At 74.5% G+C, this 18280-nt stretch carries 17 protein-coding genes; 11 read left to right on the forward strand and 6 right to left on the reverse strand.

Annotated features, from left to right (window positions below):
* The first annotated feature begins 163 nt into the window (after positions 1-163).
* The 7 genes from CHF16_RS29990 (at position 164) to CHF16_RS30020 (ending at position 7219) form a co-directional block, all read left to right on the forward strand.
* A complete protein-coding gene (locus tag CHF16_RS29990) occupies positions 164-910 on the forward strand; it encodes a GntR family transcriptional regulator (RefSeq protein ID WP_179271763.1) in 747 nt (248 codons plus the stop codon).
* Entirely contained in the window at positions 907-1746 is an 840-nt protein-coding gene (locus CHF16_RS29995; RefSeq protein ID WP_089329510.1) for an ABC transporter permease, read from the forward strand. Before CHF16_RS29990 ends, CHF16_RS29995 begins: the two co-directional genes overlap by 4 nt.
* Entirely contained in the window at positions 1743-2594 is an 852-nt protein-coding gene (locus CHF16_RS30000; RefSeq protein WP_089329511.1) for an ABC transporter ATP-binding protein, read from the forward strand. Before CHF16_RS29995 ends, CHF16_RS30000 begins: the two co-directional genes overlap by 4 nt.
* Complete coding sequence (locus CHF16_RS30005; RefSeq protein WP_089329512.1) at positions 2591-3652, forward strand: ABC transporter substrate-binding protein; 1062 nt, start codon at positions 2591-2593, stop codon at positions 3650-3652. Before CHF16_RS30000 ends, CHF16_RS30005 begins: the two co-directional genes overlap by 4 nt.
* Positions 3649-4557, forward strand: a complete 909-nt coding sequence (locus tag CHF16_RS30010) for an NAD(P)-dependent oxidoreductase (protein WP_089329513.1) — start codon at positions 3649-3651, stop codon at positions 4555-4557. The genes CHF16_RS30005 and CHF16_RS30010 overlap by 4 nt, the downstream gene beginning before the upstream one ends.
* Positions 4554-5732 (forward strand): mandelate racemase/muconate lactonizing enzyme family protein, encoded by a 1179-nt coding sequence (locus tag CHF16_RS30015; protein ID WP_089329514.1) that lies wholly within the window; start codon positions 4554-4556, stop codon positions 5730-5732. The genes CHF16_RS30010 and CHF16_RS30015 overlap by 4 nt, the downstream gene beginning before the upstream one ends.
* Positions 5733-5794: 62 nt before the next feature.
* Positions 5795-7219 (forward strand): aldehyde dehydrogenase family protein, encoded by a 1425-nt coding sequence (locus CHF16_RS30020; protein ID WP_089329515.1) that lies wholly within the window; start codon positions 5795-5797, stop codon positions 7217-7219.
* Between the two features lie 9 nt (positions 7220-7228).
* On the opposite strand, the gene CHF16_RS30025 is transcribed toward CHF16_RS30020, so the two are convergent.
* Complete coding sequence (locus tag CHF16_RS30025; protein WP_089329516.1) at positions 7229-8440, reverse strand: FAD-dependent monooxygenase; 1212 nt, start codon at positions 8438-8440, stop codon at positions 7229-7231.
* 94 nt (positions 8441-8534) lie between these two features.
* Here CHF16_RS30025 and CHF16_RS30030 point away from each other — a divergent pair, with 94 nt between their 5' ends.
* The 3 genes from CHF16_RS30030 to CHF16_RS30040 all read left to right on the forward strand — a co-directional run bounded on the left by CHF16_RS30030 (position 8535) and on the right by CHF16_RS30040 (position 10549).
* Positions 8535-9227, forward strand: coding sequence for a class I SAM-dependent methyltransferase (locus CHF16_RS30030; RefSeq protein ID WP_245869523.1), 693 nt, complete (start codon positions 8535-8537; stop codon positions 9225-9227).
* 90 nt (positions 9228-9317) lie between these two features.
* On the forward strand, positions 9318-9947 hold the full coding sequence (locus CHF16_RS30035) for a ClpP family protease (RefSeq protein WP_089329518.1): 630 nt from the start codon (positions 9318-9320) through the stop codon (positions 9945-9947).
* Positions 9944-10549: a ClpP family protease gene (locus CHF16_RS30040; protein WP_089329519.1), complete on the forward strand. Its 606-nt coding sequence runs from the start codon at positions 9944-9946 to the stop codon at positions 10547-10549. The genes CHF16_RS30035 and CHF16_RS30040 overlap by 4 nt, the downstream gene beginning before the upstream one ends.
* A gap of 58 nt (positions 10550-10607) precedes the next feature.
* On the opposite strand, the gene CHF16_RS30045 is transcribed toward CHF16_RS30040, so the two are convergent.
* From CHF16_RS30045 to CHF16_RS30060, 4 genes are all read right to left on the reverse strand, one after another.
* Positions 10608-11036, reverse strand: a complete 429-nt coding sequence (locus CHF16_RS30045; RefSeq protein ID WP_245869525.1) for a helix-turn-helix domain-containing protein — start codon at positions 11034-11036, stop codon at positions 10608-10610.
* Between the two features lie 75 nt (positions 11037-11111).
* A complete protein-coding gene (locus tag CHF16_RS30050) occupies positions 11112-11918 on the reverse strand; it encodes an alpha/beta fold hydrolase (RefSeq protein ID WP_089329520.1) in 807 nt (268 codons plus the stop codon).
* 123 nt (positions 11919-12041) lie between these two features.
* Positions 12042-12989 carry an FAD binding domain-containing protein gene (locus CHF16_RS30055; protein WP_089329521.1) on the reverse strand — a complete coding sequence of 316 codons (948 nt, stop codon included), beginning with the start codon at positions 12987-12989 and terminating at the stop codon, positions 12042-12044.
* Entirely contained in the window at positions 12986-15547 is a 2562-nt protein-coding gene (locus CHF16_RS30060; protein WP_089329522.1) for a molybdopterin-dependent oxidoreductase, read from the reverse strand. The genes CHF16_RS30055 and CHF16_RS30060 overlap by 4 nt, the downstream gene beginning before the upstream one ends.
* A gap of 149 nt (positions 15548-15696) precedes the next feature.
* On the opposite strand from CHF16_RS30060, the gene CHF16_RS30065 reads away from it, so the two are divergent.
* A complete protein-coding gene (locus CHF16_RS30065) occupies positions 15697-16479 on the forward strand; it encodes an SAM-dependent methyltransferase (RefSeq protein WP_179271764.1) in 783 nt (260 codons plus the stop codon).
* Between the two features lie 44 nt (positions 16480-16523).
* Here CHF16_RS30065 and CHF16_RS30070 read toward each other — a convergent pair whose 3' ends face one another.
* On the reverse strand, positions 16524-18278 hold the full coding sequence (locus tag CHF16_RS30070) for an ABC transporter ATP-binding protein (protein ID WP_089329524.1): 1755 nt from the start codon (positions 18276-18278) through the stop codon (positions 16524-16526).
* Positions 18279-18280 lie beyond the last annotated feature (2 nt).

Raw genomic sequence — 18280 nt, forward strand, 5'->3', positions numbered from 1 at the left:
CGAATTTACCGGCGGTCCGGAGCCGGAGGCCCGGCGCCGCGCGCCCGCCATCCGGGCCTGGCCAAGTATCCCTACTTGACATGTAGGGAAACTGGGCTAAGTTGCATGCAACATGCAGCAGCCCCCACTGCGCCCCCCACTGCGCCCCCCACTGCGAGGTCCCGTGCAGCCCGACTTCTCCCGACTCCCCGAGATGCCGCCCGTCGACGCGGGGGCCGCGCTGGCCGACCAGGCGTACCTGCGGTTGCGCGAGGCGATCCTGCAGCGGCGGGTGCCGCCCGGCACGCGGCTGTCGGTTCCGGCGGTCGCGCGGCGGCTCGGGGTCAGCCGCAGCCCGGCCCGCGAGGCGATCGCCCGCATCGCGGGCGAGGGCCTCGCCACCTTCGTCCCGCGCAAGGGCGCCGTGGTCGCCCGGATCACCCCGGCGGACCTGCTGGAGATCTACGAGCTGCGCGAGGTGCTGGAGGGCCTGGCCGCCCGGCTCGCCGCCGCGCGGATCGGCGCGGCGGCGCTGGACGAACTGGACGCGCTGGTCGCCGGTCACCGCGCGGCCATCGAGGACGGGGACGTGGACCGGCACATGGAGCTCGACCAGGCGTTCCACCGGGCCGTCCGGCGGGCGGCGGGGAACGGGCGGCTACTGGAACCGCTGGACCGGCTTCAGGCGCAGGTCCGGATCGCCATGGACACCACCCGCCGCTCACCGGGGGGCATGCCGCAGGCTCTCGGCGAGCACGAGCGAATCCTCGCGGCGCTCCGGGCGCGCGACACCGGCCGCGCGGAGGCGGAGGCCCGCGCGCACATCGTCCGGCTCCGGCAGAGCATCGCGGACTCCGTCCCCGCCGGGGACGCCCCCAGCGGCGGGCGATCGACCGACGACTTCACCGTCACCCGGGGAGGGGCACGATGACATCCACCACGACGGCGCGCGCGCCCGCGCCCGAACAGCGGCCACGCGGCGGACCCGGACGGCGACGCCTCCGAGCGTCGCTGGAGCGCGCGGGCTACGGCGCGGCCGGTTTCGCACTGCTGATCGCGGCCTGGTACGCCCTGCACGGGTCGGGCGTGGTCGCCGACGGGCTTCTGCCGCGTCCGGACGAGGTGGTCCGCGCGGCATGGCGCGGCATCACCGACCAAGGGCTGCTGCTGGACGTCCGGGTCAGCGTCACCCGGGTGTTCCTCGGCGTGGCGATCGGCACGGCCGCGGCGGTGCCGGCGGGCTTCCTGCTGGCCTGGTACCGGCCGCTGCGCGCGATCCTGGAACCGCTCATCGGGTTCTTCCGCGCGCTGCCGCCGATCGCGCTGATCCCGCTGGTCGTCGTGTACTTCGGGATCGGCGAGCCGGCCCGCATCTCGGTGCTGGTGTACGCCTCGTTCTTCACCGCGGTCATCGTCGTGCAGGAGGGCATCGCCGCGATCGACCCGCTCTACGTCAAGGCCGCGCGCTCGCTCGGCGCCAACCGGGTCGAGGTGTTCACCCGCTGCGTGCTGCCGCTGGCCGTCCCGCAGTTCCTGGTCGCGGTCCGGGTGGCGCTCGGAGTGTCGTGGGCGACGCTCGTGGCCGCCGAGCTGGTCGCGGCGCAGCGCGGGCTCGGCGCGGTGATCCAGAACGCGGGCAGCTTCTTCAAGATCGACGACGTGTACGTCGGCATCACCCTGATCGGGATCGTCGCGCTGGTGATGGACCGTGCGCTGCGGGCCCTGATGCGCCGGGCGACCCGGTGGCAGGAAAGGACGGGCGCATGAGCGGCGGACCTGTCCGGCCCGGTCCGGAGGAACGTTCCAAGGAGGAGCACGTGGACCGCGAGGCGCTGGCCTTCCGGGAGGTGCGCAAGTCCTTCAGCGGCCGCGGCGACGCGCTCCGGGTCCTGGACGGCGTCGACTTCGCCGTCCGGGAGAGCGAGTTCGTCTCGGTGATCGGGCCGTCCGGCTGCGGGAAGTCGACGCTGCTCAACATGGCCGCCGGGTTCGAGTCGCCGGACGGCGGCAGCGTCCGGTCCGGCGGCGCCGAGGTGACCGGGCCGAGCGCGGCCCGCGGCGTGGTGTTCCAGCAGTACGCGATCTTCCCGTGGCTCACCGTCGCCGACAACATCGCGTTCGGCCTGCGGCTGGACGCCTGCCGCATCCCGCGCTCCGAGCACGCCGGCATCGTCGCCCGCTACATCGAGCTGATGGGCCTGACCGGCTTCGAGCGGGCCTACCCCAAGGAGCTGTCGGGCGGGATGCGGCAGCGCGTGGCGATCGCCCGCGCCTACGCCCCCGACCCCGACGTGCTGCTGATGGACGAGCCGTTCGCCGCCCTCGACGCGCAGACCCGCGAGTTCATGCAGGAACTGCTGCACGGCACGCAGCTCGCGGAGCGCAAGACGGTGCTGCTGATCACGCACTCCGTCGAGGAGGCGATCTTCCTGTCCCACCGGGTCGTGGTCATGTCGGCCCGGCCGTCCCGGGTCTGCGAGGTGGTGGAGGTCGGCATCGACATGCCGCGGACCGCCGAGACCAGGCTCACCCCCGAGTTCATCGAGCTGCGCCGCCACCTGGAAGGCGTGCTGCGGTCGCAGTCCCCGACCGTCCCGAAAGGAACCCCCTCATGATCATCAATGCCCGGAGACGGCGGCGCGCGCCGCTCGTCGCGCCGGTGCTCGCGCCCCTGCTCGCCGTCCTGCTCGCGGTCGCGGGCTGCGCCCTGGAGAGCGACGGAGAGGGCGGCGGCGAGGACGCGGACGGCCTGAAGGTCGTCAAGGTCGGCTACCTGCACACCGTCGCGGTCGACACGCACCTGTGGCTGGGGCAGGTCAACGGAACGTTCCAGAAGCACGGCCTGAAGCTGGAGCCGGTCAAGTTCGACACCGGCATCGCCGAGAGCCAGGCCCTGTCGGGAGGGTCCATCGACGTCGCCGTCATGGGCGCGGTCGCGGCCAACTTCCCGGCGCGGGGGCAGGGCAAGGTGTTCCTGCTGAACGACATCGAGTACGACACCGCGCAGCTGTGGGTCCGCGAGGACTCCGGGATCGGCTCGCTCGCCGACCTGGCGGGCAAGAAGGTCGCCACGACGCAGGGCACGACCGCGCACGTCTTCCTGCACAACGCGCTGAAGACCGAGAAGATCGACCCGGGGAAGGTGTCGATCGTCAACTCCCCCATGCCCGCCGCCGTCAACGCGTTCATCAGCGGCGCCGTGCCCGCCGTCGCGCTGTGGGTGCCGTTCGACCTGCAGGTGAAGAAGAACCTCCCCGGCGCCAGGCTGCTCACCTCGGCCGGCAAGTACTACCCGCAGGCCGCCATCCCCGGCGGCTGGGTCGCCCGCAACTCCTTTTACGACAAGGACAAGGACACCCTCAAGAAGATCGCCGCCGCCTGGCTGGAGGTCAACGACACGCTGGTCGGCGACCCGGACGGCAGCCTGCGCAAGGTGCACGAGCAGGCGTACCGCAACGACGCGCCGTTCGAGCAGATCAAGCACGACTTCGGATTCGAGAAGACGTTCACCGGCGAGCAGTGGGCGGCCCACTACCGCGACGGCACCGCCGCGGGCTGGCTCGGCCGGACCACCCGCACGTTCGTCGAGCTGGGCGGGCTGCCGGAGTACAAGGAGCCGTCCTCCTACTTCGACCCGCAGATCTTCCTGAGCGCGTACGAGGAGGCGCGGTGACCGGGCCGACGCCGACCACGACCGCCGGAGTGATCGGGCTGGGCGCGATGGGCGGCCGGGTGGCGGCCCGGCTCGCCTCGGCCGGTCCCGTCCACGGCCACGACCTCTCGGAGGCCCGGCTCGCCGAGGCCGCCGAGTCCGGGGTGGTGCCTGCGGGGAGCGCGGGCGAGGTCGCCGAGCGGGCCGGCGTGCTGGTCCTCTCGCTGCCCGGCCCCGCCGACGTGACCGGTCTCGCGGCGGACGTCCTGGCGCACCGCCTCCGGCCGGGCAGCGTGGTGGTGGACATCTCCACCATCGACCCGGACAGCGCGCGGGCGGCGGCGCGGTCCGTCGCGTCGGCGGGCGCGGTGTACCTGGACGCGCCCGTCCTCGGCCGTCCCGACAAGTGCGGGAACTGGACGCTCACGGCCGGCGGCGACCCGGACGCGGTCGAACGCGTCCGGCCGCTGCTGGAGAAGACGATCGCGCGCGCCGTCGTCCGCATCGGGGACGTCGGCGCGGGCAGCGTGGTCAAGCTGCTGAACAACCTGATGTTCGGCGCGATCAACGCGGTCACCGCCGAGGCCCTGGCGATCGCGCGGCTGGCCGGGGTCGACCCGGAGGTGTTCGCGCGCACCGTCGCCGACTCCGGGGCCGCGACGGTGAGCAACCTGTTCCGCGAGCTCGCACCGAAGATCGTCGCGGGCGACCACGCGCCGGCGTTCGCGCTCGGGCTGCTGGAGAAGGACAACCGGCTGGCGCTCGAACTGGCGCGGGCGAGCGGGTGCCCCGCCTTCATCGCGACGGCCGTCGACCAGGTCAACCGGCTCGCCCTGCTCAAGGGCCTCGGCGGCGAGGACACCGGTGCCGTCCACCTCCTCTACACCGCGCTGGCCGCCGCCGAGTCCCCGTCGGCGCCCGCATGACCGCCCCGCCCATCGACGAACCGCCGGCAGGCAAGCTGCCGATCGACGAGATCCGGGTCAGGGTCTTCGAGGTCCCGCTGCGCGAGCCGGTGCGGATGTCGTTCGCGGCGCTGGCCCGCCGGCGCGCCTGCGTGATCGAGATCCGCTCCGGCGACCTGGTCGGCGTCGGGGAGAGCTGGGTGAACCATCCCGCCTGGGCCTGGCGGGAGCGCGTCGCCACCTTCGCCGAGGGCGTCGTCCCGCTGCTGCTCGGCGCGGACGCCGCGGGCATCGGCGAGCTGCGGCGCGTCCTGTCCCGGCGGCTCCTTCCGCTGGGACGGCAGTGGGGCGCCCCCGGCCCGGTCTGGCAGGCGATCAGCGGGGTCGACATGGCGCTGTGGGACCTGGCGGGCAAGGCCGCGGGCCGCCCGCTCGCCGACCTGCTCGCCGGGCCGTCCGGTGCGCCGTCCCGCACGGTGCCCGCCTATGCCAGCGGGATCGGCCCCGACCGCGTCGAGGAGCTCGCCGAGCGGGCCGCGGCCCGGGGCTTCCGGGCGCTGAAGGTCAAGATCGGCTTCGGCGCGGAACGGGACGCGGCGATCGTCCGCGCCGCCCGCGCCGCGGCCGGCGACGGCGTCGCGCTCTTCGCGGACGCCAACCAGGCGTGGCCGGTGGAGGAGGCCGTCCGGAGGTGCGCGGCGCTCCGCGACCAGGGCGTCCAGTGGTGCGAGGAGCCGGTGGACGGCAACGCCCTCGCCGACCTCGAACGGGTGCACGCCGAGACCGGGCTGCCGCTCGCGACCGGGGAGAACGTGTACACGCTCGACGCGTTCACCCGCTACGCGTCCTCCCCCGCCGTCGCGCTCATCCAGCCCGACGCCGCCAAGAACGGCGGCGTCACCACCGCGCTGGAGGTCGGGCGCGCGGCGGCCGCCGGCGGCACCGGGTTCAGCCCGCACTGCTACTCGGGCGCGCTCGGCCTCACGGCGTCCGCCCATGTCGCCGCGGCGGTCGGCGCCACATGGGTCGAGCTGGACGTGCGGGACGACCCGCTGCGCACCCGGCTCGCCGCACCGCCGCCGGAGGTATCGGACGGGCTGCTGCGCGTCCCCTCCGGACCCGGGCTCGGCCTCGCGATCGACGAGGAGCAGGTGGCGGACCACACCGTCCACTCCGCCCGCTGGACCGCGACCTGACCGACGCCCGACCCGACCGGACGCCCCCGACATCTCGAACACACGCAAGGAGACGGATATCCATGAGCTCATCCCTGGTACCCGGCGCCCGCTTCGGCGGCGGCTCCGTCGGCGGGGGCGTCCGCCTGGAGGTGGTCGACCCCCGCGACGGCGAGCCGTTCGGCGCGATCACGGCGGCCGACGCGTCCGACGCACGCGCGGCCGTGGACGCCGCGGCGGCGGCCCAACCGGGCTGGGCGGCGACACCCCCTGCCGAGCGGGCGCGCGCGCTGAGGACCGCCGCGGACGCGCTCCGCGCCCCCGATACCGCCGCCGAACTGGCGCTGCTGGTCACCCGGGAGAGCGGGAAGCGGCTGGCCGAGGCCCAGGCCGAGGTGGGGTTCTCCGCCGCGTTCCTGGACTGGTTCGCCGACGCCGCCGTGGCCCCGCAGGGGGAGCTGCGGCAGACCGCCGCGCGGCGGTTCGCCATCGAGCCCCGGCCGCTGGGCGTGGTGGCGGCGGTGACCCCGTGGAACTTCCCGCTGTCGATCCCCGCCCGCAAGGTCGGCGCCGCGCTCGCGGCCGGATGCGCGACCGTCCTCAAGCCGTCGGAGCTGACGCCGCTGTCCGGCCTGCGGTTCGCCGAGATCCTCGAAACCTTGCTGCCCGCCGGGGCGCTGACCACCGTCGCGGGGGACGGGACGGAGGTGACCAACGCGCTGCTGGACGACCCGCGGGTGGCCGCCGTCAGCTTCACCGGCTCCACCCGGGTCGGCAAGCTGGTCGCGGGGCGCGCCGCCGCGACGCTCACCAAGCCGCTGCTGGAACTCGGCGGCAGGGCGCCGTTCATCGTGCGCGCCGACGCCGACCTGGACGCCGCCGTGGAGGCCCTCCTGGTGGCGAAGTACCGCAACAACGGCGCGTCCTGCATCGCCGCCAACAACGTCTTCGTCCACGAGAGCCGCTACGAGGCGTTCCTCGCCGCGTTCACCGAGCGGTCCCTCGCGCTGCGCCTCGGCGACCCCCGCGAGGACGGGACCGACCTCGGCCCGGTGATCGACGCCTCGCACGTGGAGCGCCTGAACGGGCTGGTGGCGAAGGCGCGCGCCGCCGGAGCCGACGTCCGGCAGGGCGGCGACGTCCCCAAGGCCGGCCACTTCGTCGCCCCCGCCGTCGTCGCCGATCCGGGCGACCTGCCCGTCTGGACGGACGAGATCTTCGGCCCGGTCGTCGGCGTCCGCCCCTACTCCGACGAGGACGCGCTGGTCGCGGAGGTCAACGGCTGGGGCTTCGGGCTCGGCGGGTACGTCTGCGGCACCGACGTGGCCGCCGCGGCCGCGCTCGCCGCGCGGCTCCAGATCGGCATCATCGGGATCAACAACGGCGCCCCCAACTCGCCCGAGGTGCCCTTCGGCGGGTTCGGCCAGAGCGGCTACGGCCGGGAGGGCGGCATCGCGGGCCTCCTGGAGTTCACCGCGCCGCAGACCCTCTCCATCGCCCGCACCTGACGGCCGCCCTCACGCGTCCGCCGTCTCCGCCAGGGCGTCGTCGGGGTCGTAGCCGTAGATCCAGCCGTTGGCCACCAGGGGGTCGGCGCCGGCGAAGGATTCGTCCCGGGCCCGCTGCCGCGGCCCGTCCGGCAGGTGGTTCACGTGCGAGCGGGCGTGGCTGACCTCCTGGAGGCGGCTGGTCCGGGGGATCCGCAGCCGCTCGTACCGCCGCAGGGCCCGGGGCGGGTCGCCGGGGTCGGCGGCCAGGCAGCGGGCGAGGACGGCGGCGTCCTCGACGGCCTGGGCGGCGCCCTGCGCGAAGAAGGGGAACATCGGGTGGGCCGCGTCGCCCAGGAGGGTCACGGCGCCCTCGCTCCAGCGCGGCAGCGGCGCCCGGTCGAGGAGGGCCCAGCGCCCGGGGGTCCCGCCCGCTCGGATGAGCGCGGTGAGCCTCGGGTCCCAGCCGTCGAACTCGTCGAGGAACTCCGCCACGGTCGCCGTCGCCGTCCAGGACTCGACCGCGTCGTCCCCGGCGGGCGCGAACGCGACGAGGTTCACGTACCGCCCGGCGGAGACGGGGTAGTGCACCAGGTGGTGGCCGGGCCCGATCCACAGGGTCTGGGCGTTGCGCCGCGCGAAGGCCGGGGCGCGCTCCGCCGGGACGAGCGCGCGGAAGGCGCAGATGCCCGAGTAGGCCGCGGCCCGGGGCTCGGCGACCGTGCTCCGCACGATCGAGTGGATGCCGTCCGCCCCGATCACGACGTCGGGCTCGACGCTCTCGCCGTCGGCGAAGCGCAGCACCGGCCGCCCGCCGGCCCCGGCGTCCAGCTCGACGCACCGCTTGCCGAGGCGCACGGCTCCGCCGGGAACGGCCGACAGCAGGACGCCCAGCAGGTCGGCGCGGTGCGCGGTGTAGGTGTGCTCCCCGTACAGCCGCTCGCAGGCCGAGGCCAGGTCCTCGGCGGACAGCACGGTGCCGTCCCGCCACCGCCGGAACTCCCAGCCGACGTCGAGCCGGACGGCGCGGGCGGCGAAGCCGTCCAGCACGCCGAGCCGGCGCAGCAGCCGGGCCGCGTTCGGCGCCACGACCAGGCCCGCTCCGACCTCCCTGAGCCGCGACGCCTGCTCGTAGACGGTGGCGGAGATCCCTTCGCGGCTCAGGAAGGCCGCGGCCGCCAGCCCGCCGATTCCGCCTCCCACGATCGCGACCCGAAGGCCGCCGGCTCCGTCACCGATCATCCGCTCACGCTCCCGCCCTGGACGGCCGGCCCTCCCGCCGCACGCCGCACCGGCGGAAGAGACACCTTGTGGGGTGATGCAGCACCATATCGGGGTGAAGCGTTTGCTCGACGAAGCGGCACTGGCGAACTCGTCGGTCGTGGCGAACTGCGCGATGAACCGCGAACGGTCCCTCGGCGGCTCCAACGGCTACGGCCGGGAACTCGGCATCGACGTGCTGGCCGAGCTGGACGGCCGGACCGGTGCGACCGGGCCCGTGCGGTGGCTGGACGTGTGCTGCGGGAGCGGGCGGGCGCCCGCCGAGGCGGCCCGGCTCCTGGCGGGCCGCGGCCTGGCCGACCGGGTCGAGATCGTCGGGCTGGACCTGGTCGACTTCTTCGTGCCGGGCCCCTTCCCTCCGTTCCTGCGCTTCGTCACCGGCTCGGTGGTCGAATGGGCGCCGGGCGTCCGCTTCGACCTGATCACTTGCGTGCACGGGCTGCACTACGTGGGCGACAAGCTCGGCGCCCTGAGCCGCATCGCGTCATGGCTCACCGGCGACGGCCTCTTCGTCGCCAACTTCGACGCCCGCTCGGTGCGTCCCGCGGACGGCGCGTCCACCGGCCTCCGGCTCACCGCACAGTTGCGCGCCCAGGGGTTCGCCTACGACTCCGCTCGCCGCCGCGTCTCCCGCCGGGGATGCGGGGACGTGCGGTTTCCGTACCGCTACCTCGGAGCCGACGACCACGCCGGGCCCAACTACACCGGCCAGCCCGCCGTCGACTCGTTCTACGAACCGCTCACGTGAGGAACGCCGCGGCTCGCTCGCTGCTCTGAGCAGATCTGCCCACGGCAGATGCGGCTGTCACCGGTGCCGGAGGCGGCGCAGAGTGAGGGCATGAGCGAGGAACAGAAGATCCCGTTGTTCAACGAGCGGGTGCGGAGCGAGCTCTACCGGCAGCGCGTCCTCGTGCTCGACGGTCCGCTCGACGACGACAACGGCACCCTGCTGGCCACCCAGATGATCGTCCTGGCGCGCGAGGACCCGTCCGCCGACATCGCGCTGTGGATCCACTCCCCCGGCGGGTCGGTGCCGTCGATGCTGGCGATCCGCGACGTCATGCGGCTCGTCCCGTGCGACGTGTCCACGACGGTGCTCGGCATCGCCTACAGCGCCGGGCAGTTCCTGCTGTCGTCCGGTACCCGGGGCAAGCGCCGCGCCATGCCGCACGCCCGCGTGCTGATGCACCAGGGCTCCGCCGGGATCGCCGGCGCCGCCGTCGACATCGAACTTCAGGCGGGCGACCTGCGGCACACCCGCGACACGGTGCTCGGGCTCATCGCCGAGGACACCGGGCAGCCCCTCGACCGGGTCTTCGAGGACTCGCTGCACGACCGCTGGTACACCGCGCGGGAGGCGCTCGAGTACGGGTTCGTCGACTCGATCGTCAGCACGTTCGACGAGATCGCGCCGCCGAGCCCGCGTCCCGTCGGGCTGCGCGTCCCCACCGAAGGAGCCCCCCGATGAGCAGCTACACCATCCCGAACGTCATCGCGCAGCACCCGCGCGGTGAACGGATCATGGACGTCTACTCGCACCTGCTGACCGAGCGGATCATCTACCTCGGCACCGCCATCGACGCGGGGGTGGCGAACGTCCTCGTCGCGCAGCTCCTGCACCTGGAGGCCGAGAGCCCGGACAGCGACATCCAGCTGTACATCAACTGCGAGGGCGGGGACCCGAGCGCGATGCTGGCGGTGTACGACACGCTGCGCTACATCCGCCCGCAGGTCGCGACGACGTGCGTGGGGCAGGCCGTGGCGGTCGGCGCCGTGCTCCTGGCCGCGGGCGCCCCCGGCAAGCGGGCCGCGCTGCCGCACACGCGCGTCGTGCTGCACCAGCCGATCGGGCAGAGCCGCGGGGCGATCCCCGACCTGATCCTCCAGGCGGACGAGGTCGTCCGGGTGCGGGCGGACATCGAGCAGATCCTGTCCCGGCACACCGGCCAGGACACCGCGACGCTGCGCGCCGACACCGACCGCGACCGCGTCTTCACCGCGCAGAGCGCGCTGGACTACGGCCTCATCGACCTGGTGATCGAGGAACGGCAGCCGCTCCCCCTGGCGTGACGCCCCGCACGGGCGCGGCGCCTTACGCGGGCGCCGCGCCTTCCGCGAGTGCGGCGCCTTACGCGGCCAGCGCGTAGGCCGCCTGGCAGGTCGGGCCGGCCGGGGCCCGCCCGGCCGGCGCGGCCAGCAGGCTGGTCGCGACCGCGAGCGTCAGGTCGCCGAGCGTCAGGTCGAGGGCGCCGGCGACCGCGGCGATCATCTCGCTCGACGGCTCCTTGACCCCGCGCTCGATCTCGGAGAGGTACTGCGGCGAGACCCCGGCGCGCCGGGCGGTCTCGGCCAGCGTCTCGCCGCGGTCCAGGCGCAGCTGCCGCAGGTGGCCGCCGAGCACGTCGCGCCACAGCGGCTCCGCCGGCGGGCGGCTCCCGGCCGGCCCGTCGGGCGTCGCCTGCGGCGTCCCGTGCGGATCGCGCGGACCGTGCGGCGTCCCGTGGGGATCGCGCGGCTTCTCGTCGGCGGGCATGAGCGGTCGGACGGTCTCGGCCATGCGCACATCGTAAGTCGGCGGCGGCGCCGGCCCCAGCGGTTCCGCCGACCGCAGAACGGCGGAACCCGTCCGGTCTCAGCCGAGGGTGTCCAGGAAGTCCTTGACGGCGGCGGCGAACCCCTCCGGGTCGGTGGTGTGGACGAAGTGGTCGCCATCGAGTTCGGCGAGGCGGGTGCCGGCGCGCCGGGCGACGATCTCCCGTCCTTCCTCGGCCGTGATGACCTGGCTGTCGCGGGCCATGACGAACAGGGCGGGGCAGTCGGTGGCGGTCCAGTCGGCCCAGTGGTCGCCGCGCGTCGCCTGCTCCGAGACGACGGTGTCCTGCGGATGGAACGGCAGGCGCCATCCACCGCCGTCCGCGGGGCGGAGCTTGTCACCGAGCATGGGCGCCAGCGGGCCGATGGCGTCCAGGAGTGATTGCCGGTCGGGGGCGGTGTAGGGCATCGGCAGCACGAACGACAGTGTGCTCGGGCCGTCGTCGAGGTCGCAGACCGGGCCCTCGACGTTGACGATCGCGGTCACGCGCTCCGGGTGGCGTGCGGCCGTCTGGTAGGCGGTGATGCCGCCACCGGAGTGGCCCAGCGTCACGGCCCGCTCGATTCCCAGGTGGTCCAGCAGGGCGATCGCGTCGTCCACGTAGTCGTCGCGGGTGTAGGACGCGGCCCGGTCGGAGTCGCCGTGCCCGCGCTGGTCGGGTGCGATGACCCGCCATTCCGGCGCCAGTGCCCCGGCGAGCGGCTCCCACGTCCGCCCTTCGTAGAGATGGCCGTGCAGGGCCAGCAGCGGACGGCCGGGCCCGCCGAAGTCCAGATAGGACAGCCGCCGGCCGTCGATGTGCAGTTCGCCGCGCTTTCCGGTGCCGTTCATGCCGGTGCCGTTCATGAGGGTCCTCCATCAGGTGCTCGCCTCGATGAGGAGCACTCTGTCGGCGCGCGCTGACCATCGGCGCACCGGCCGCTGACCGGCGCTTCACGCGGCTCCGCTCCCGTAGCGGCGGAGGTCCGCTCAGCGTCCGGCCGTCGTGCAGGCGGTGAGGGTGTCGATCAGGGTGGCGCGGAGGAGGGTCACCTTGTAGGCGTTCTGCGGCAGCGGGGTGCACCGGGCCGTCGCCAGGTCGGCGGCGGCGGTCAGCGTCTCCTCGGTGGCGGGCTTGCCGAGGAGGGCTTCGGCGACTTCGGGGAGGAGGAGCGGCGTGCGGGCCACTCCGCCGACGGCCACGGACGCGGTGGCGATGGTGTCCCCGTCGAAGGTGAGGCGGGCGGCGGTTTCGACCAGGGGCCATTCCGCCATCTGGCGGGAGGTGGCGCGGCGGTACGCGGCCCGCTCGTCCGGCATCGGCGGCGGCATGAGGACGGCCTGGAGGATCTCGCCGGGCTCCAGGCGGTGGTCGCGCGTCGGGTCCGCGCCGTCCCCGTACAGGTCCGCGACGGCCAGCGTCGAGCGGCCGTGGACTTCGGCGGTGGCGCCGTAGGTGAGCAGCGCGACGGCGAGCGAGGACGGGTGCGGGGCGACGCAGGGGCCCTGGTCGACGACGGCCGAGTAGAGGTGGGCGCCCTCGCGGGCGTGGCAGGTGTCACCGCCGGTCTGGTGGCACGCGAAGGCCGGATTGCGCAGGTACCAGCAGCGGTTGCGCTGGAGCAGGTTGCCGCCGACGGTCGCGACGTTGCGGATCTGCGGGGTGGCGACGGCCGCGGCCGTGGCGGCGAGCGCCGGGTAGGCCGCGGTCAGGCGGGTGTCGGTGAGCAGTCCGGAGATGGTGGTGAGGGCGCCGATGCGGGCGGAGCCGTCCGGACGCCATTCGACGCCGCCCAGGCCGGGGACGCCGAGCAGGTCGACCGCGGGGCGCGTCGCCCGGGTCATGACGTCGGTGCCGCCGGCGCGCGGCTCGCCGCCGGTGTCGCGGACGGCCGCGGCAGCGGCCTCGACGGTGGTCACGTGGTCGGTGGCGGTCACGCGCCGATCCCCTCAAGGAGCAGGTCGGGCCGGATGGGCAGGTCGTGCGGGCGCCACCCGGTGGCGTGCCGGACGGCGTTGCCGACCGAGGCGGCGACGGCCACGGTGCAGATCTCGCCGAGGCCGATGCCGCGGCCGGGGACGTGGTCCCAGCCCTCGGTGTGGAAGTGCACGTCGATCTCCGGCGTGTCGGCGATGCCGGGGATGTGGTAGTCCTCCAGGTTCGCGGTGAGGACGGTACCGGTGCCCGGGTCGTGGAGGCGCTGCTCGAACAGGGCGTAGCCGATGCCCTGGATGACCCCGCCCTCGCACTGGCTGCGCGCCAGCCGGGGGACGTAGACGCGGCCGGAGGTCACCCCGCACCAGACGCGGGCCGGCCGGACCCGTCCGAGCAGGGTGTCCACCTCGACCTCGGTCACCACGACGGCTCCGGAGAAGCCCCGTCCGATCGCGAAGTGGTCCAGCGGGAAGGGCGTCACGTAGCCGCGGCGGTCCCGGGGGCGTCTGCCGACGACCCGGAGCCCCTCGGCCTCCTCCAGGGCGCGGGCGCCGAGGGCCTTGCGGAGCCGGCGCGCCGCGTCCTCGGCCGCCGGGCCGACGGAGGCGGTGACGCAGCTGCTGGCGGACGTCGGCCCGTAGGCGTGGTCGCTGTCGCCGAGCTCGACGCGCACCTGGGCGGGCCGCAGGCCGAGCGCGGACCGGACGACCTCGGCGATCACCGAGCGGGTGCCGGTGCCGATGTCCTGGGCGGCGACGCGGGCGACCACGGCGCCCTGCTCGACCGACAGCTCCACCTTGGTGCCGGGGTCGAGGGTGTAGAGGTAGTTGGCCGCCGCGACGCCGACGCCGCGCCGGAGGCGGCCGTCGCCCGGGTCGGTGCGGTCGCGCCACATGGGCAGCTCCGCGGCCAGGTCGTACAGCGCGTGGCGCTTGGCGTTGCCGTCCCAGCGGCGGCGCAGGGCGATGGGGTCCTCGCCGCGGCGCAGGGCCATCTCGTCCACGCTCTGCTCCAGCGCCCACAGCATCGGCGGCAGGCCGGGGCCGCGGAACGGGACGCCGGGGGCGCGGTTGGTGACGTGGTCGTAGTCGCGGATCCGGCGGGGCGCGTTGCCGTAAAGGAACCGCGAATGCCAGGCGGCGTTCGACCCGATGGACACGCCGGAGTCGCCGTGGGCGTCCATCGTGAAGGCGGCCAGGCCGCCCTCGTCGTCCGCGAGCAGGGCCAGCTCGATGCGCACGCCGGGACGGGCGCCGCCGTCGACGAGTTCCTCCGGCCTGCTGAGGACGACCCGGACCGGCGCGCCGTGCAGGCGGGACAGCTCCACGGCGGCGACCACGTCCGGGGTGACGTTGACCTTGGAGCCGAAGCCGCCGCCGACGTGCTCGGCCACGATGTGGACCTGCTCGCGGCGGAGCTTCCAGCGCTTGGCCGCCTGCTCGGCGACACGGCTGACCGCCTGCGTGGACACGTGGAGGTGCAGGTCACCGCCTTCCCAGCGCGCCACGCAGCCGTGCGGCTCCATGCAGGTGTGGGACTGCATCGAGGTGGTGAAGGTGGCCTCCACCAGGTTCTCGCCGCCGTCCTCGCGGGCCTTCTCGACGCGCTTCGCCGCCGTGCCGCCGCGCCAGCTCATGCCGGCGGGTCCGCGCACGTTGCCGTTCCACTTGGCAGGCGTGACCGGGCCCTCGTTGGCTCGCGGGGCCGCCTTGCGCGCCTCCGCGGTCGGGTAGACGACGGCCTCGTCCTCCGGGGAGAGCGCGGCGGGCAGCACCTCGTAGTCGACCTCGACCCGCGCCGCCGCCTCCAGCGCCTCGGCCTTGGTGCGCGCGGCGACCGCGGCCACCGGCTGGCCCGGGTAGCGGACCACGCGGTCGGCGGGCAGCAGCTCGGCCAGCGGGCCGTCGTACCGGATCTCCCCCACCTTCGCGTGCGGGTGCGGCGACCGGACGATCACGCCTTCGAGCTGCCCGTCCAGGACGATGTCGGCCGTGTACCGCGCCGCGCCCGTGATCTTGCTGAGGGCCTCCACGCGGGGCGGCGGTACCGCGCCGCCGTCCCCCTCGCCTGAGTGCCCCTCGCCTTCGTCGGACGCGTCGTGCTCGCCCGCGCACGCCGCCGCGACCGCCTCGTAGATGCCGACGTACGCCCCGCAGCGGCACAGGTGGCCGGCCAGGGCCTCGGCGATCTGCTCGCGGGACGGCTCGGCCGTGCCGTGCTCGGCGCGCCACCGGTCCATGAAGGCCGCCGCCTCCACCACGAAGCCCGGCGTGCAGTACCCGCACTGGAGCGCGTCGTGCGCGGCGAACGCCCGCTGCACCGGATGGTCGCCGCCGAGTCCCTCGACGGTCGTGACCTCGCGGTCCGCCACGGCCTCGGCGGGCATCAGGCAGCTCGCCGCCGTGCGCCCGTCCACCAGGACGGTGCAGGCGCCGCACACGCCCGTGCCGCAGGCGACCTTCGTCCCGGTCAGCCCCAGCCGCTCCCGCAGCAGGTCCGCCACGGTCTCCGCGGGCTCCGCACCGACGCCGACGGGCTTGCCGTTGAGGCTGAGATCCATCCGCGCTCCATGACAGGGGGCCCGATCAAGCGTCATCGTGGCACAGGCAACTCGGTAAATCACTACTTTCTCGACATGTCACCTTCTACAGTTGTCGTGGCGATCTTCGAGGACGACAGACGGGAACCGCGGTGACACCACAGCCGGACGTGCCACAGGGGATCGATCCGTCCGTCCCGAACGTGGCCCGGATGTACGACTACGTGCTCGGCGGCAAGGACAACTACGCCGCCGACCGCGAGCTGGCCGGCCACCTCATCGCCTCCATCCCGGACGGGGTCGAGGCCCTGCGCGCCAACCGGCGCTTCCTCGGCCGCGCCATCGCCTACGTCGCCGGGCAGGGCATCGACCAGTTCATCGACCTCGGCGCGGGCCTGCCCAACCAGGGCAACGTCCACGATGTCGCCCAGCGCGTCCACCCGCACGCCCACGTCGTCTACGTGGACATCGACCCGGTCGTCATCGCGCACGCGCGCGCCCTTCTCGCCTCCGAGGACCGCACCGCCGCGCTCCAGGCCGACATGCGCGAGCCGGAGACCGTCTTCGAATCGGAGGCCGTCGCCCGCCTCATCGACTTCGACCGCCCGGTCGGCGTCATCTTCAACGCGATGCTGCACTTCGTCACCGACGACGAGGACCCCGCCGGGATCGTGAAGGCCTTCACCGACCGCATGGCCCCCGGCAGCCACCTCGTCATCTCCCACAGCACCCTCGACGACCGGCCGGCCGACCTCGTCCAGATCATCAGGGACGCCTACAAGAAGGCGTCGGCCCCCATGGTCTTCCGCGAACACGACCAGATCGTGCGCCTGTTCAACGGCCTCTCCCTCGTCGAGCCGGGCCTGGTCAAGGTCAACCGCTGGCACTCCGACGCCGAGGAGGCCGCCAAGTCCGGCGGCGCCTGGGTCTACGGCGGTGTCGCCGTCAAGTAGCCCAGCCGTCGAGCAACCACGCCCGGCCCGCGCGGCGGCGCGGGTCAGCGGGCGACGGTCCGGCGGTAGCGCTCGTCGGCGCCGAGCAGCGCGCGGTGCGTGCCCTCCGCGGTGATGGCGCCGCCGTCCAGGACGAGGACGCGGTCGGCGGCGTCCAGCAGGGCCGGGCTGCTGGTGATCACGACGGTGGTCCGCCCCCGGCGCAGGCCGGCCACGCCCCGCGCGATGAGCTGCTCGGTGACCGCGTCGACCGCGGTCGTCGGGTCGTGCAGGACGAGGACCGGCGCGTCGGCGGCGAGGGCGCGGGCCAGCGACAGGCGCTGCCGCTGCCCGCCGGACAGGTTCGCGCCGCGGTCGCGGACGGCGTGGTCGAGCCCGTCGCGGTGCAGGGCGACGACGTCGGTCAGCATGGACGCCTCCACCGCCGCCGCGATGTCGCGGGCGGTGCCCGCCGGGTCGATGTTCGTGCGGAGCGTGCCCGCGAAGATCTCGCCGTGGGACGGGTTCACCAGCAGGTGCGCGCGGAGCCCGCCGGTCGACAGGTCCGCGGTGTCGCGGCCGCCGACCCGCACCGCGCCCTCGTACGCGCCGGGCGGGACGTCCCCGGACAGCAGCGCCATGAGGTCGGCGGCGGCGCGCTGCTCGTAGGCGGCGATCGCCGTGAACTCGCCGGCGGGCACGTCGAACTTCAGCTCGCGCAGCGACCCGTACCGGACGCGGTCGACCTCCAGTCCGCCGTCCGGGGCCGGGCGCGCCGTGCCCGGCACCGCGACCGGCGGCGCGGCCAGGACCAGCGCCATCCGCTCGGCGGACGCCCGCGCGACCATGACGTACTTCGGCATCTCCGAGAACAGCTTGAGCGGCTCCATGATGAACTGCGCCAGCCCGACGGCCATGACGAGTTCCCCTGTGGTGATGCGGCCCTCGAACGCGAGCCGGCCCGCCAGCAGGGTCACGGCGGTGGCGAGGAGCGCGTTGAGCGCCAGCGCCGCGCCCGCGTACGCACCGGTGGCCTTGGCGACCGTGACCGCCTGGTCCCGGGCCTGCCCGCTGACCCGGCGGTAGGACGCGAACGCGGCGTGGTTGCCGCCGAACCCGTGCAGCGGGCGCAGGCCGGCGATCAGGTCGGCGACCTTCGCGCCCGCCCGCGCCACCCGGGCCTGCTGCTCGCGCGTGCGGGCGCCGATCCGCCTGGACAGCACGCTCAGCACCGACAGCACCGCGACCGTCCCGACGATCACGAGCAGGCCGAGCCCGGGACTGGCCAGGCCCAGCGCGACCGCCGCGACGAGCACCGCGACCAGCGAGCTGACCAGCAGCGGCACCACCTCGATGATGGCGGCGGTCTGGTCGGCGTCCTCGGTGGCGATGGTCAGCACCTCGCCCGACTTCAGGCCGGTGTCGCGCGGCACCGGTTCCAGCCCGCGCGCCGCGACCCGCACCCGCCAGCGGTGCGCCTCGGTCGTGCCGGCCTTCTGCAGGATGCGCATCCCGAAACGCCACGAGAACGACACGGTCGAGATGATCATGGCGAGCGCGGCGATGGACAGGCCCAGCGCGCCGAGGCTCCGGTCCCGCATCGTGTGCTCGACGATCAGGCCGAGCGCGATGGGGAAGGCGGTCTCGGCCGCCTGGTACAGGCCCAGGAGGACGGTGCCGGAGGCCATGGCGCCGGCGTTGCGGCGCAGCGTCGCCCGCAGGACGGCCGAGCCCGTGCGAGGTGCCTCCTCGTCGAGGGCCGCCGTCTCGCGGGTGGTCGTTCTTCCAGCGTTGGTCGTCTCTTCCGGGCTGGTCGTCATCT

This window comes from Actinomadura meyerae, assembly GCF_900188445.1.
GTDB lineage: Bacteria > Actinomycetota > Actinomycetes > Streptosporangiales > Streptosporangiaceae > Spirillospora > Spirillospora meyerae.

Bases quoted from the DNA above. Each gene is read 5' to 3' on its own strand.
- CHF16_RS29995 (WP_089329510.1), top strand. From the start codon at position 907: ATGACATCCACCACGACGGCGCGCGCGCCCGCGCCCGAACAGCGGCCA.
- CHF16_RS30000 (WP_089329511.1), top strand. From the start codon at position 1,743: ATGAGCGGCGGACCTGTCCGGCCCGGTCCGGAGGAACGTTCCAAGGAG.
- CHF16_RS30005 (WP_089329512.1), top strand. From the start codon at position 2,591: ATGATCATCAATGCCCGGAGACGGCGGCGCGCGCCGCTCGTCGCGCCG.
- CHF16_RS30015 (WP_089329514.1), top strand. From the start codon at position 4,554: ATGACCGCCCCGCCCATCGACGAACCGCCGGCAGGCAAGCTGCCGATC.
- CHF16_RS30020 (WP_089329515.1), top strand. From the start codon at position 5,795: ATGAGCTCATCCCTGGTACCCGGCGCCCGCTTCGGCGGCGGCTCCGTC.
- CHF16_RS30025 (WP_089329516.1), bottom strand. From the start codon at position 8,440: ATGATCGGTGACGGAGCCGGCGGCCTTCGGGTCGCGATCGTGGGAGGC.
- CHF16_RS30035 (WP_089329518.1), top strand. From the start codon at position 9,318: ATGAGCGAGGAACAGAAGATCCCGTTGTTCAACGAGCGGGTGCGGAGC.
- CHF16_RS30040 (WP_089329519.1), top strand. From the start codon at position 9,944: ATGAGCAGCTACACCATCCCGAACGTCATCGCGCAGCACCCGCGCGGT.
- CHF16_RS30045 (WP_245869525.1), bottom strand. From the start codon at position 11,036: ATGGCCGAGACCGTCCGACCGCTCATGCCCGCCGACGAGAAGCCGCGC.
- CHF16_RS30050 (WP_089329520.1), bottom strand. From the start codon at position 11,918: ATGAACGGCACCGGCATGAACGGCACCGGAAAGCGCGGCGAACTGCAC.
- CHF16_RS30060 (WP_089329522.1), bottom strand. From the start codon at position 15,547: ATGGATCTCAGCCTCAACGGCAAGCCCGTCGGCGTCGGTGCGGAGCCC.
- CHF16_RS30070 (WP_089329524.1), bottom strand. From the start codon at position 18,278: ATGACGACCAGCCCGGAAGAGACGACCAACGCTGGAAGAACGACCACC.